This is a genomic window from Dietzia sp. KRD202 (assembly GCF_017168155.1).
In the GTDB taxonomy this organism is placed as follows: domain Bacteria; phylum Actinomycetota; class Actinomycetes; order Mycobacteriales; family Mycobacteriaceae; genus Dietzia; species Dietzia kunjamensis.
Map to the genome: position 1 here is coordinate 291070 of NZ_JABFAN010000006.1, position 13177 is coordinate 304246.

Consider the following 13177-nt stretch of genomic DNA (forward strand, 5'->3'; position numbering starts at 1 on the left):
GTGCGGCCCCGCCCCGGTCAGGCGGGCGGCCGCGGGGTAGGACAGGTCAGGCGCGGGTCCGGGTGGTCCGTCCGCCGGTGCCGCCGCGGCTCCCGCGCAGGCCCAGCACGATGCCACCGATCAGCGACAGCAGGCCGAGGATGCCCAGCACCGCCGGGACGATACGACCGAACGTGTTGAGGGTGTCCGCGCTGTCCTGCGCCGCGGCCAGGGTGCTCTCCTGGGTCTCGTCGTTCCAGCCGGACTGGAAGCGGACGGCCGTGCGGGTCGGCTCGGCCTTCTCCTCCTCCAGGCGGGCCTTGTCGGAGAAGAAGGCGTCGGCCTCGGCCTGGTCCTCGGCGAAGAACTGGAAGATGTCCTCCTTGCCGTTGATGATCTGGCCGGTGGCCGGGTTCACGTACACCGTGCGGGTGTTGGTGTAGAAGCGTCGCATGTCGACCGGGCGCTCCGGGTCACCCTCGAGGCCCCACTGGCCGGCGGTCATGCCCTCGCGGCGGTAGCTGGCGAGGACCGACTCGACGGCGGGGTCGTAGCCGTCGGAGATCGAGGCGAAGTGGTCGCGGATCGAGGACCACATGTCGATCGGGCCGAGGTCCTGGGTGAACTCGTAGGCCTCGATCCCACCGACGGACGTCTCGCCGACGAACTCGATCGGGTTGGTGGTGAAGGTGCTGGCGTCGAAGTAGTCGTAGGCCCGCTGCTCGGTGTCGAACGGGAACTTGTACTGCAGCCCTTCGCGGACGAAACCCGTGGGGGCGGTGTCGTCGGCGCCGCCCGCGACGACCTGCAGGGTGCTGGTGGCCTCGTCGACCGGCTGCGCCGTGACGCGGTCCAGCGTGATGCGGTCGATGGTGGCGTTGATCAGGGCCTCGACCTCGTCGCCGCCCGCGATGTCCTCGCGCAGCAGCGACTGGGCGGCCTGCAGGGTGATGACGTCGGCGTCCGACGGCTCGACGGCCATCACCCGACGCTGCGAGTACAGGGGGATGTCGTTGTCGATGAAGCACGAGACGGGGAACTGCACCTCGGAGTCGTCGGCCTCGGCGCCGTCCTGGGTCTCGACCGCCTCACCCTCGGGCGCGTCGCCCTCTCCCTCGTCCCCGGCCGCGGCCTCGGCCCCGTCCTCGGGACGGCACTCGGGCCGGTCCGCGTTGAGCTCGGTGGGCGCGTTGCCCGCCAGCGCCCTGCCCACGAGGACCGCCCCCGGCGCGACCTCGGTGACGGTCGTCGAATTGATGTCCAGCGGGGTCTTCTTCTGCGCCGGCACCACGAAGAACACGAGCGCCAGTGCGATAGTGATCAAGAATGCGCCGAGCCCGACGAGGACCAGCGCGGGCACTGACGACCTCCGTCCCGCGGAACTGCTCTGTCGTGCCATCGGTTGTCCTCCTGGAGTCGCGCCCTCGGTCCGTGGTCACGCCCGGGTAACGTCCCCGGGTCGGCTGCCAGACCGGACCATCATCAGGAGAAGATTAACAGTGATGAAGAACGCATTTGGCACCCCCGACCACCGAGTCGGGACTCTGCCCTCCGCGACGGGCTTCGTGCCGGCGCTGGAGGGGCTCCGGGCGGTCGCCGCGTTCGCTGTACTCACCACCCATGTCGCGTTCCAGACCGGGGCCTCGACGGGGTCGTTCCTCAACCGCGTCTGGGGCCGCTTCGACCTGTCCGTGGCCGTGTTCTTCGCGCTCTCGGGTTTCCTGCTGTGGCGCGCGCACGCCCTGCACGCACGCCGGGGAGGCACGGGGACCGCACGGCCCGCCCGCGACTATCTGCGCTCCCGACTCGTCCGCGTCATGCCCGCGTATCTCGTCCTGGTGGCCGCGGTGTTCCTGCTCATCCCCCGGAACGCACGGAGCTCCGCCAGCACATGGACGTCCAACCTGACGCTCACCCAGGTGTACGTCCCGGATTCCCTCGTCGAGGGGCTCACGCACGCGTGGTCGCTGTCCGTGGAGATGAGCTTCTATCTGGTGCTGCCTTTGCTGTGGTGGGCGCTCGCGGGGCTGCGCGGGCGGGCGGCGCGGTGGCGCATCCCGGCGATCGCGGTCGCGGGGGTGGCGAGCCTGGGGTGGGCGCTCGTGCCGTGGTACGAGCTGGGTCTGCACGACCGGCTCAACGACCAGATCCTGCCGCCGGCGTTCGCGTCGTGGTTCGCGGCGGGGATGATCCTGGCCGAACTCGCCTGCGCCCCGCCCGGGCGAGCGGCGGCGTTGGCCCGCCACCGGCACGCCCGGTGGGGGTGGTGGGCGGTCGCGGCAGCGGCGTTCCTGGTGAGCACGGTGCCGCAGTGGTTCACCGAGGGCTTCGTGCATCCGTCGGGCCCCGAGTTCGCGCTCCGCACCGCGCTCGGCGCCGTGGTGGCGTTCTGTCTCCTGGCCCCGGCCGCGCTCGCCCCGGCCGGCCCGGGCACCGCGGACGGCGGCGGGCTGCGCTTCGCCGTTCTCGGCTCGACCGTCCTCACCACCCTGGGCCGGTGGTCGTACGGCGTGTTCCTGTGGCACGTCCTGGTCCTGCACTTCGCGTTCCAGATCGCGGCGGTGCCCATGTTCTCCGGACAGATGCTGCGGATCTGGCTGGTGACCGCGGTGGTCTCGACGGTGGTCGCGGCGGCCAGCTACGCGCTGGTCGAGGTGCCGGCCGGACGCTGGCTGGCACCCCGGCGCGCGCCGCGCGGACGGCCCGCGGACGGCCAGCTCGCGGCGAGCCCGGCGCAGACGAGCCCCGCCACCGTCGCGACCTGAGGACCCCAGCCGTCACCGGCGTAGCCCAGCGGGTCCGGCCACGGGGCGCGGGACAGCACCGCGGCGCCGGCGACGATCCCCGCCCCGGCCCCCACGACGAGCAGGTGCCGGGCCCGCCCGGCTCCGAGGTACCGACTCGCCACCAGCGCACCCACGGTCAGCCCGGCGGTCACCCCCAGCCCGACCGGCCCGGCCACCGCGAACCCGAGCGCGGCGGTCGCGGCGACCGTCAACGGTCCGCGCCCGCGCCACGGCGTGGCGCGGGCCCCCGCCCGGTCACGGCTGCCGCGGACGAGGAACAGCAGCAGGACCAGCAGCAGCGCGAGCGGCCCGGTGAGCAGCGCCGCGCGGTACGGCGCGTCGAGCGGCACGGTGAGCACGAGGGTGGCGCCGGTGGTGGTGGCGGGCAGCACCCAGCCCTGCTTCCACCCGTCGACGGTGACCGGACGCGGGTCGGCCAGGTCGGTGCCGTCGTCGGCGACGAGCCGGGCCTGCCACGCGGGCGTGACGGATTCGGGGATCACCAGGACGCGTTCGCGCGGCGCGGACGGCACGCGCAGTTCGCGCCGCGAGTCGTCCCACAGCGCGGTGGCGACGGCCCGGGCGGGGTGCGGGGCACCGCCGAGGATCGGCGCGGGGTCGCCCCCGGTGCCTCCCGTGCGGGTCCCGGTTCCCGGGTCGACGACGACGAGGCCCACCGTGTCGACGGAGAACGCCTGACCCGGGTCCACCGAGACCTCCTGCGGTCCCGCGTCCAGCCGGACGGCGGAGTCGTCGCAGAGCTCGGCCGTGACCGCGCGGCCCTCGAGCAGCGCCCGTCGGCTGGCGGTGATCCGCGTGCCGACGACCCGGTCGCCGAGGTGCAGCTTCGGCCCGTCCCGGCAGGTCAGGGTGACGGGCTCGTCGTCGGCGGCGGGCAGCGCGCCGATGCGGGCGCCGGTGGGGTCCTGTACCCACACCTCGGCGATGCCGGTGGGCAGCCGCGCGCCGGTGGGACCGCGCACGTCCCGGGTGTCGTCGACGCGGACGGTGATCCGATCGGTGTGGTCGGCGGGGACGTCGACGACGACGGAGCCGTCCTCCTCCGGGGTGAGCGTGGCCAGGTCGACGCGGGTGCGTTGGACCCCGGTGTCGACGGTGATGACCTCGGGCGCGGCGGGGGCCGCGGAGCGGGGTGCCCAGAGGCGGAGCGAGCCGACGAGCTGGCGACCGGGCAGGCTCAGGGCGAGCGACGGCGCGGGAACGTCCGGCGCGTGCCAGCTGGTGGAACGGTCGCCGTCGACGGCCGCCGACGGCCTGCCCGCGGGGTCGTCCACGAGCGACTCGCCCGTCGCGCGGACCTGCCGTGCGCGGGTGGCCGGGTCCCCGCGCAGGACGTCGTCGAGGGCGGGGCCGGGACGTGGGCGCACGAGCAGTCGCGGGATCACTGTCGTGGCGGCGGGGACGTCGAGCAGGCGGGCGAAGCGGCCCGGTTCCTCGGGGTCGATCGCCAGGCCGGGGGCGCACCTGGCGGCGCCGGTGGACTCCTCGGCCCCGGCGAGTCCCTCGACCGGGCTGCCGGCGTGGACGCAGTCCGAGCGGCCGGACAGTTCCTGGCGCAGCAGCCAGCCGGACGGCGCGCGGGAGTCCTCGGGCCGGCCGGGCAGGGCGATGGTCCGTAGCAGTGGGATGTCCTGGCCACCGGCGGTCAGTCCGATCTCGGAGACCTCGAGGTAGGTGCCGCGGCCGCCGTCGGCGAAGCCCGTGGCCGTCACCCTGACCCGCCCGGTGGGGCCGGGCGGCAGTGGCACGGAGGTCTGTTCGCCCACCGCGGGGAACACCGTCGTGGTTCCGGTGTCGGTGCGCACCTCCAGTCTGCTGACGGGCGGTCCGGCGGCGGGGTCCGGGACGGTCAGCGTCAGGACGCCGCGGTCGAGGGGCTCGGGCAGGTCGATCTCGATCCATTCACCGAACGCGGACCCGTACCCGCCGGATCGCCAGGCGGTGTCGGGATCACCGTCGACGGCGGCGGCGACGGAGTGCGCCGGCCGCACCGGTCCGGTCTGGGCCGAGTCGGCCGCCGAGGACGACACCGTGACCCGGGCGTCCCACCATCGGGCCCGCGTGAGAGCCGGGTCGTCCTCGGCGACGGTCGCCGGGTAGTCGGGGACCGTGCCGCGGCTGCGGCGGGGGTCGCCCTCGGCCCGGACGGCCGAGGAGTTGTGGTCGACCCGGCCGAAGTCGGTCTCGCGATCCGCCGGGGAGTCCGTCAAGACCGGGCCGGTGGAGTTCAGCGGCCGCGGCCGCGGGAACGGATCGGACGCCGGGTCGACGCCGGCGGCGAGCGCGTCGGCCTCGAGCAGGCGCGTGACCCGGGACGGCGAGCCGACGGTGTCCTGAGACGCCAGCAGGTCGTCCAACCGGGACAGTGATTCGGGCCCTCCGGCGACGACCTGGAGGTCGCGGAGTTCCACCGTGTACGGCGCGGTCGCCGAGCGGGGCGGTCCGGGCGGCGCCGCATCCGATCCCAGTCGTGAGTCGACCCGGTAGATCTCGATCGCCGGATAGGCCGGCCGCAGCCCGGAATCGGGCACCACGACCACCTCGTCGTCGTTCCTGGCCCCGTCGTCACCAACCCCGTCGTCACCAACCCCGTCGTCACCAACCCCGTCGTCACCGACCCGGGATCCCCCGACGGGGTCGCCGAACTCGGCGACCTTCACCAACCCGGGCGAGCCGTCGATCGCCTGGTGCACCAGCGCCGGGCGCGGCGCGGCGGCGTCCTCGGACAGGTCGTTGCGCACCACGAGGAAACCGACGCCCAGCGACGCCAGTGTGGCGGCCATCCCGGGCGCGGCGCGGCCGTCGGCCAGTCGTTGCTGCACGGCGTCGAGGGCGCGGATCGCGGGGGCCGGCTGCAACGGCACGGAGTCGCGGACCGCCCACGGCGTCCGGGCCAACGGCTGCAGGGGTTCGTCCCGGGTGACCCCCCACACCTGGCGGGCGAACGACGCGCCGGGGACCACGAGCGCACGCGTGGTGCCGGCCGGGTCGGGCTCCGCGTCCCCGCCGTCCTCGCCGTCCCCTGCATCCTCGCCGTCTTCGCCGGGCCGGTCCACCGGCGCGTTCTCCGACAGCCACCGCGCCGCGTCCGGCCAGTGGTCGGGCAGCGACTCATGCGCGCCGACCGGCGCGAGCCTGCCCAGCCACGCCGGGGCCACGGACACACCCGCGGCCAGCACGATCACCATCGCCACGGCCACCGACCGGTGGCGCTCCGGGTGCGCCAGCGCGTCCACGACGCGGACGCGGGGGGTCTCGCCCGGGGCGGCCCCGTCGCCGCCCCGCGCGAGTCCCGCGAGCAGACAGGACACCAGGTGGGCGACGCCCAGTACCAGCGGCAACCGCAGTAGCGGCTCGAACTTGTGGACGTTGCGCAGCGCGGCGCCCGGGCCGTCGAGGACGGCGCGCAGGGTCTCGGCGAGGCCGCCACCGGCGGGCCCGACCCACGGCGCCGCCATCGCCACCAGGCCGACGGCGCCGATCACCAGCAGCCGGCCCCGTGCGGGCATCCCGCGCCACAGCAACCCCACGACGCCGGCCGCGGCGAGCACCCCGGTGGCCAGGACGAACACCGGTTCGCTCGTGAGGTCCGCGCCGGCGGTCCGGTCGGTCGACACGAACGGGACCCACGTCGAGGCGCCACGCAGCACCTCGGTCACCGAGGACCACCGGGTGGTGACCTGAGCCGACTCGATGTAGTCGAGGAACGGGGGCGAGACCCGGCCGAGCAGCACCAACGGCACCGCCCACCACACGCACACCGCCGCGGACAGCGGCAGCCACCACGCGGCGAGCCGCGCCCAGGTGCGGTCCGGACGATGCAGGGCCCACCACAGCACCGCGGGCAGGCAGGCGGCCGCCGTGGCGACCGCGTTGACCGCCCCCATCAGTGCCAACGCCAGCGCGGCACCGGCCCCGCCCCGCCGCGGCGACATCGGACCCTGCAGCACCCGGATGACCGGCAGCAACACCCACGGGGCGAGGGCGACCGGCCAGATCTCCGACGAGATCGATCCCAGGTCGCCGAGCATGCGCGGCGCGAGCGCGTAGAGGATCCCGGCGACGGCCCGGGTCTGCCGGGTGCCGATGCGCAGTGCGGCGGCCACGCGGACCACGCCGACGAAGGCGACGGTCAGCACGACGGCCCACCACAGGCGTTGGGTCAGCCAGGCCGGCATCCCGACCAGGTCGAAGACCGCGAAGAACGGGCCCTGCGGGAACAGGTATCCGTACGCCTGGTTCTGCACCTGGCCGGAGAAGGACAGCCCGGTCCACAGGTGCGTGGCCTGGGCGAGGAAGCGCCCGGGGTCCACGACGAGGTCGTACTTGGTGTCCGGGACGACCAGACCCGGGGACTGCAGGCACGCCAGCAGGAGAAAAGCGAGGAACGCGACGACCGCGTCACGCGCGCCGGCGCCGAATCGGGCCCCGCGGATCACCTACGCCGGCGTGAGGGGTTGACGGCTGCGCGGGATCAGCGCGCGCCGTACTCGACCTGGCCGAGCAGGGCCTGGTCGGCCGGCGGCTGCGCGACCTCGGGGATGGAGTTCTCGGCCATGGCGGTGTTGACCCCGAAGGCGACGATGCCGCCGAGGACGATTCCGCCGACTGCGCTGGCGAGCGCTCCGGTACCGAAGCTCATCGGGTTCTCCCTGCGGTTCACGTGACAGTGTCTGACGATGTCTCACGGCGGGTGCTGTGGAGCACACCGACGCCGGAAGAGTAGCACCCGCGGCCCGCCGGATCGGTGGAGCGGCTCCCATAAGTCCTTACCGGCGGGTAAGTTGGGTGTGGCACATGACACCGCGCCACACCAGACCGCACCACACCGCACCGCAGAGCGCCCGCCGGGAGGAGACCTGTGACGACGGGGACCAAACGCATCCCACGCGCGATCCGCGAGCAACAGATGCTCGATTCCGCGATCAGCGTGTTCTCCGATCTCGGCTACCGGTCGGCCTCGATGGACACCATCGCCCGCCACGCCAGCATCTCCAAGCCGATGCTGTACCTGTACTACGGCTCCAAGGAGGAACTGTTCGCCGCGTGCGTGGTCCGGGAGTCCGGGCGGCTCATCGACCACCTCACCGACGCCGCGACCGGCAGCGCCGGGCCACGGCGGAGACTCGAGGGCGTCGTCCAGGCGTTCCTGGAGTTCGTCGACCAGCACACGGACTCGTGGAACGTCGTCTACCGTCAGGCATTCGCCGAACCCCAGTTCCGTGAGGAGGTCGAGAAGACCCGGTCGGTCCTGGTGGATCTGACCACCGACCTCCTCGCGCAGAACTCCGTCGACGAGCGCAGCCGCGAGGTGCTCGAGGTCGTCGCGACCGCCCTCGTCGGGGCGGGCGAGGCGGTCGCCGACCGCGTTGCGCACCGCTCGATCCCCACGTCGGTGGCCGCCGGGGTCGTCGTCGAGCTCGCCTGGCGTGGCCTCGCGGGCGACCCAGCGAAGTCACTCACCACCGCCACAGAGGAGAAGCCGTGACCGACACGTCCACCGCCACCGCCCGCCGGTCCGAGGCCGCCCGGACCCTCAGCCCGGCCGACCTCGCCAAGGGCCTGCCCTCCCTGGTCGCCGACCTGCCGTCCGTCCTCAACGGTCTCCGCATCGTCCGCACCTCGCGCAGCAGCCACAAGGTGTCCATCGGCCGCCGCTTCCAGAAGCTCGCGGCCGACCGGCCCGACGCCCCCTTCCTGAAGTTCCTCGGCACCGAGATCACCTACGGGGAGGCCAACCGGCGGGCCAACCGCTTCGCCGAGGTGCTCAGGGCGCGCGGGGTCCAGCGGGGCGACACCGTCGGCATCTGCATGGTCAACCGCACCGAGGTCATGCTCGCGATCCTGGGGGCGGTCAAGGTCGGCGCGTCGGTGGGCCTGCTCAACCACCACCAGCGCGGCGAGGTCCTCGACCATTCGCAGCAGATCATCGAGTCCAAGGTCGTGCTCGTCGGCGCCGAGTGCGCCGAGGCCGTCCAGTCCGTCCCCCGGGAGAACTGGGTCGGCGAGCTCGTCGCCGTCAGCTCCCCGATCGACCTGCCCTTCCGCGAGTTCCGCGCGAACCACCGCCCGGAGGAGCTGTCCGACCTGACCTGGCTGGAGGACGAGCTCGACGCACTGGGCGACGACGTGGGTGACACCAACCCGCCGGAAGCCGACGACACCGTGGGGAACGAGACCGCCTACTACGTCTTCACCTCGGGCACGACGGGCCTGCCCAAGGCCTCGACGATGTCCCATTACCGCTGGAACAAGGCGATGGCCGGGTTCGGCCTGTCGGGCGTGCGGCTGCGCAAGGACGATGTCCTGCTCTGCCCGCTGCCGATGTACCACAACAACGCCCTCACGGTGGGCCTCGGCTGCGTGCTCGCCGCGGGCGCCTGCATGGCGATCGAGGAGCACTTCTCGGCGTCGAAGTTCTGGGACCAAGCCCGCGCGGCCGGCGCGACCGCGGCCATCTACATCGGCGAGATCTGCCGGTACCTGCTCAACCAGGATCCCGGCCCGGGCGACCGCGACCACTCGGTCCGCGTCATGACCGGCAACGGCCTGCGCCCCGAGATCTGGCACGAGTTCCAGGAGCGGTTCGGGATCGCTCGGATCTGCGAGTTCTACGCGGCCAGCGAGTGCAACATCGCGTTCGTCAACGCCTTCAACGTCCCCAGGACCACCGGCTACTGCCCGATGGACTTCGCGATCGTCGACTACGACCCCGAGACGGGCGAGCCCCGCCGGGGCGACGACGGCCGGTTGACCAAGGTCGGCAAGGGCCAGACCGGCCTGCTGATCAGCGGGATCTCCGACTCGCAGCCCTTCGACGGGTACACCGACGCCGAGGCCACGGAGAAGAAGATCGTCCGCGACGCCTTCAGCGACGGCGACGCCTGGTTCGTCTCCGGCGACCTCATGCTCGACCAGGGTCTCAAGCACGCGTCCTTCGTCGACCGTCTGGGCGACACCTTCCGCTGGAAGGGCGAGAACGTGGCCACCACCGAGGTCGAGGCCGCGGTCAGCTCCCTGCCCGAGGTGGACCAGGCCGTGGTCTACGGCGTGGCCGTCCCGGACGCCGACGGCAAGGCGGGAATGGCGGCGGTGCGTCTGCACGACAAGTCCGACTTCGACGGTGCGGCGATGGCGAAGCACCTGCGCGACTCGCTGCCCTCGTACGCGGTACCCCTGTTCGTCCGGCTGTCCAAGGAGCTCGAGCAGACCTCGACCTACAAGAGCCGCAAGAACGAATTACGTGATCAGGCGTTCGACACCTCGAAGTTCGATGACCCGCTCTACGTGTTGTCCAAGGAGAACGGGTACGTCCCGTTCTACGATGGCGCGGAGAACGACGTCGTCGCCGGCACCGTCTGAGTCCCCCCGCCCGACCCGGTCCAGCCGCCGCATGCCCAGTAGTCGCATGCCCAGCCGCCGAACGTCGCGCCGCGCCCGGCCCGACCTGTCCCGCCGCTCGCTGTTGATCGGCCTCTCGGCCGGCCTGGGCGGGGCGGCGGGGTGGGCCCTGACGTCGATGATCGGAGCGGGTGACGACGACGAGGGGTCCGGTTCCGGCCAGGATGCGGACTCGGTGGGGCCGCGCCCGTACGTGCCGCCCGAGGGAGCCGTCCCGGTGACCGAGCCCCGCCGCCACTACTACGCCGATCCGGGCGACACCGACGGCCAGACGTTCGGCGACCTGTACCTACCCGACTCCGCGAACCCGGCGTTGCCGGTGGTGGTGCTGGTCCACGGCGGGGGGTGGAAGGACTCGCTCGGCCTGGCGTACATGGAGAACCATGCACGCGACCTGGCGTCCTTCGACGTGGCGGTGTGGAACGTCGAGTACCGGCGGGTGGACTCCGGCGGCGGCTGGCCCACCACCGTGGCGGACGTCTGCGATGCCGTCGACCACCTCGCCGAGGTCTCCGCGCAGCTCGACGGCCGGTTGGATCTACGCCGGGTGGTGGTGGCCGGGCACTCCTCCGGCGGTCATCTCGCGCTGTGGGTTGCGGGGCGGGCGCGGTTGCCGTCCTCGCTGCCCGGGTCCCGGCCGGTCGTGCCGGTCACCGGCTGCGTCTCCCTGGCCGGGGTGTCGGACCTGCTCATGGCCGAGCGCACCGGCGACCGGTACGTCCACAGGCTCCTCGGTGGCCGCCCGGACGAGCGCCGCCAGCGCTACGTCGACGCGTCCCCGGCCACGCATCTTCCCGCCGGGATTCCGGTGGTGTGCGTCCACGGCCGCGACGACAAGGTGGTCCTGCCCGAGCAGTCCGAGTCGTATGTCCGGGCGGCCCGCCGCGCCGGCGACCCGGCCCGGGTCTCGCTGGTCCCCGGCGGGCACGACCCGTGGGGCGACATCAGCGGCACCGTGTGGCACGACACCCGCGACACGCTGCTGGCCATGGCCCGCCGCAGCCCCAACCCGGCGGGCTAGCTCCAGCCGGTGTCCACGCGGATCCGTTCGAGCCGCCGGTAAGCGATCAGCCACTGGCCGTCCACCTTCCGGTACCGCTCGTGGTAGTGCCCCCAGCCGTGGAGCCGCCGTTCACGGCCGTCGACCGACCACCACAACCGGTCCTCCATCGCCCAGATGCCGGTGGCCGTGGGCTCACCGGTGTTCGGGTCCGGGCCCGTCAGCTCCAGCAGCGGCGTGTGCCCGTGGTGGACGCTCGTCACCGGGTTCGGACCGTCGAGGGTGTCGCGGATCGCGGCGGTGAGCGCCTCGCGCCCGCGCACCTCGGCCGCACCGCCGCTCGCCGCCCACGACTCGCTGACCACATCCTCGGTGTGGCACGGTCCGTAGGCGTCCCACTGTTTGGTGTCCATGACGTACAGGCGCCGGGCGAAGACCGCCCGGATCGCCTCGAGGTCCTCCACCGCGCTCCCGTCGTGCAGCCGGCTCATGTCGTGTAATCAGCGTTGATCGAGATGTACTCGCGGCTCAGATCGCAGCCGTAGACGGTGCAGGCCCCGTCGGCCACGCCGGCGCCGCTCTCCACACCCAGGTCGACGGCGATGGTGACCTCCTCGGCCCGCATGATCTCGGTGAGCCGCTCGAGTTCGGCCTCGCCCGGGAACGCCGGGTAGGTCTCGAGGTCGCCGAACACGATGCGGACCCGCTCGGGGTCGATGTCCGTGTCGTCGTGGCACTTGCCGATCGCCATGGCGACCCGTCCCCAGTTGGGGTCGGCGCCGTGGACGGCGGTCTTGACCAGCGGGGAATTGAGGATCGCCTTGGCCACCCGCTTGGCCTGGGCCCGGTCCCGCGCGCCCGTGACCTCGACCGTGAGGAGTTTGGTGGCGCCCTCCCCGTCGCGCGCGAGCTGGCGGGTCAGGTCGAGGCAGATCGCCTCGAACGCCTCACGCAGTTCGACCTCGCCGACAGGGTCGCCCGCGCCGCTGGCCAGCGCGATCGCAGTGTCCGAGGTCGAGGTATCCGTGTCGACGGACAGGCAGTTGAAGGTCTCGTCCACCGCGGCCCTGAACGCCGAGTCCAGCACCCCCGGCTCCACCGCGGCATCGGTGAACAGCACCGCGATCATCGTGGCCATGTCCGGCTCGACCATTCCGACGCCCTTGGCGATGCCCACGATCTCGGCGGTGCCGCCCGTCGTCGTCGTCACCTCCACCCGCGCCGTCTTGGGATGGGTGTCCGTGGTCATCATCGCGGTCGCCAGCGCGACCGCGTCGGCATCGAACCCGGCACCGGCCAGGCCGTCGAGGTGCGTGCGCAGGAGGTCCATCGGGTACCGCCGGCCGATGACGCCGGTGGAGGCGATGAGCATCTCCTCCGGAGCCGCCCCCACGGCGGCGGCCGCGTGCGCGAGCACCTCGCGCGCGTCGGCCATGCCCTGTTCGCCGGTGGCGACGTTGGCGTTCTTGGCCACGACCACCACGCCGCGCGCCCGACCGCTCGCAGCATTGGCGCGGCTGAGCACGACCGACGGTCCGGCGAAGAGGGACCGGGTGAACACTGCCGACGACGCCGGGGAGGGACCGTCGTTGACGACGACGAAGACGTCATCCCCGCGCTCACGCAGTCCCGCGGCACCCGAGTGGGCGCGAAAGCCCGGCGGGAGCGGAATCGTCTGGGCGGCGACGGTGGCGTTCGGCGGAGTCATGCCGACCATTCTCCCCCGCCGGGGTCTGCCCGCGGTATGTGACCGCCCGGGTCGGTCCGGGACGCCGGTTCCACCCCGAAGCATTTCAAGAATGTGACACCTCTAACAAGAGAAAGATGTGCGGTCCCGTGCTCTGCATAGATAAGAAAGTGTGCAGCCGGAACACCGGGCGAAAACCACCTCTCAATTAGTAATTCCGCGATCGCTGCGTAACGTCCTCCAGCGGATTCGGGATGTACATCGCGAGTCCGAAAGCAGGACTGCACCACGAGAGCGGCGCAC

The 13177-nt window shown here is 72.7% G+C and carries 8 protein-coding genes and 1 pseudogene; 4 read left to right on the top strand and 5 right to left on the bottom strand.

Features of this window, described 5'->3' with window-relative positions; all coding sequences use genetic code 11:
- Nucleotides 1-46 precede the first annotated feature (46 nt).
- Nucleotides 47-1378, bottom strand: a complete 1332-nt coding sequence (locus J1M64_RS04355; RefSeq protein ID WP_206473057.1) for a DUF3068 domain-containing protein — start codon at nt 1376-1378, stop codon at nt 47-49.
- 103 nt (nt 1379-1481) lie between these two features.
- Between J1M64_RS04355 and J1M64_RS04360 the strand changes: the two genes are divergently transcribed.
- Complete coding sequence (locus J1M64_RS04360) at nt 1482-2744, top strand: acyltransferase (RefSeq protein WP_206473059.1); 1263 nt, start codon at nt 1482-1484, stop codon at nt 2742-2744.
- A gap of 2168 nt (nt 2745-4912) precedes the next feature.
- Here the strand turns inward: J1M64_RS04360 and J1M64_RS19715 are convergent.
- Both J1M64_RS19715 and J1M64_RS04370 read right to left on the bottom strand, forming a co-directional pair.
- Nucleotides 4913-7225: pseudogene (locus J1M64_RS19715) on the bottom strand (DUF3367 domain-containing protein); the annotation flags it as partial.
- A 35-nt stretch (nt 7226-7260) separates the two neighbouring features.
- On the bottom strand, nt 7261-7428 hold the full coding sequence (locus J1M64_RS04370; RefSeq protein ID WP_082923887.1) for a DUF2613 domain-containing protein: 168 nt from the start codon (nt 7426-7428) through the stop codon (nt 7261-7263).
- Nucleotides 7429-7647: 219 nt separating this feature from the next.
- On the opposite strand from J1M64_RS04370, the gene J1M64_RS04375 reads away from it, so the two are divergent.
- Genes J1M64_RS04375 through J1M64_RS04385 form a run of 3 tightly spaced genes read left to right on the top strand, consistent with a single transcriptional unit; the run spans nt 7648 to nt 11208 of the window.
- On the top strand, nt 7648-8274 hold the full coding sequence (locus tag J1M64_RS04375; protein WP_082923886.1) for a TetR/AcrR family transcriptional regulator: 627 nt from the start codon (nt 7648-7650) through the stop codon (nt 8272-8274).
- Nucleotides 8271-10148, top strand: coding sequence for a long-chain-acyl-CoA synthetase (locus tag J1M64_RS04380; RefSeq protein ID WP_206473060.1), 1878 nt, complete (start codon nt 8271-8273; stop codon nt 10146-10148). The genes J1M64_RS04375 and J1M64_RS04380 overlap by 4 nt, the downstream gene beginning before the upstream one ends.
- Nucleotides 10149-10194: 46 nt before the next feature.
- Entirely contained in the window at nt 10195-11208 is a 1014-nt protein-coding gene (locus J1M64_RS04385) for an alpha/beta hydrolase (RefSeq protein ID WP_241261075.1), read from the top strand.
- Here the strand turns inward: J1M64_RS04385 and J1M64_RS04390 are convergent.
- Both J1M64_RS04390 and argJ read right to left on the bottom strand, forming a co-directional pair.
- Nucleotides 11205-11678, bottom strand: a complete 474-nt coding sequence (locus tag J1M64_RS04390; protein WP_206473062.1) for a nuclear transport factor 2 family protein — start codon at nt 11676-11678, stop codon at nt 11205-11207. The two genes, J1M64_RS04385 and J1M64_RS04390, sit on opposite strands and share 4 nt — an antisense overlap.
- A complete protein-coding gene (argJ, locus tag J1M64_RS04395; protein ID WP_206473063.1) occupies nt 11675-12895 on the bottom strand; it encodes a bifunctional glutamate N-acetyltransferase/amino-acid acetyltransferase ArgJ in 1221 nt (406 codons plus the stop codon). Before argJ ends, J1M64_RS04390 begins: the two co-directional genes overlap by 4 nt.
- Nucleotides 12896-13177: the final 282 nt, after the last annotated feature.

Coding starts and splice junctions, on each gene's coding strand:
- J1M64_RS04385 (WP_241261075.1), top strand. CDS start 10,195: ATGCCCAGCCGCCGAACGTCGCGCCGCGCCCGGCCCGACCTGTCCCGC.
- J1M64_RS04370 (WP_082923887.1), bottom strand. CDS start 7,428: ATGAGCTTCGGTACCGGAGCGCTCGCCAGCGCAGTCGGCGGAATCGTC.
- J1M64_RS04390 (WP_206473062.1), bottom strand. CDS start 11,678: ATGAGCCGGCTGCACGACGGGAGCGCGGTGGAGGACCTCGAGGCGATC.
- J1M64_RS04360 (WP_206473059.1), top strand. CDS start 1,482: ATGAAGAACGCATTTGGCACCCCCGACCACCGAGTCGGGACTCTGCCC.
- argJ (WP_206473063.1), bottom strand. CDS start 12,895: ATGACTCCGCCGAACGCCACCGTCGCCGCCCAGACGATTCCGCTCCCG.
- J1M64_RS04355 (WP_206473057.1), bottom strand. CDS start 1,378: ATGGCACGACAGAGCAGTTCCGCGGGACGGAGGTCGTCAGTGCCCGCG.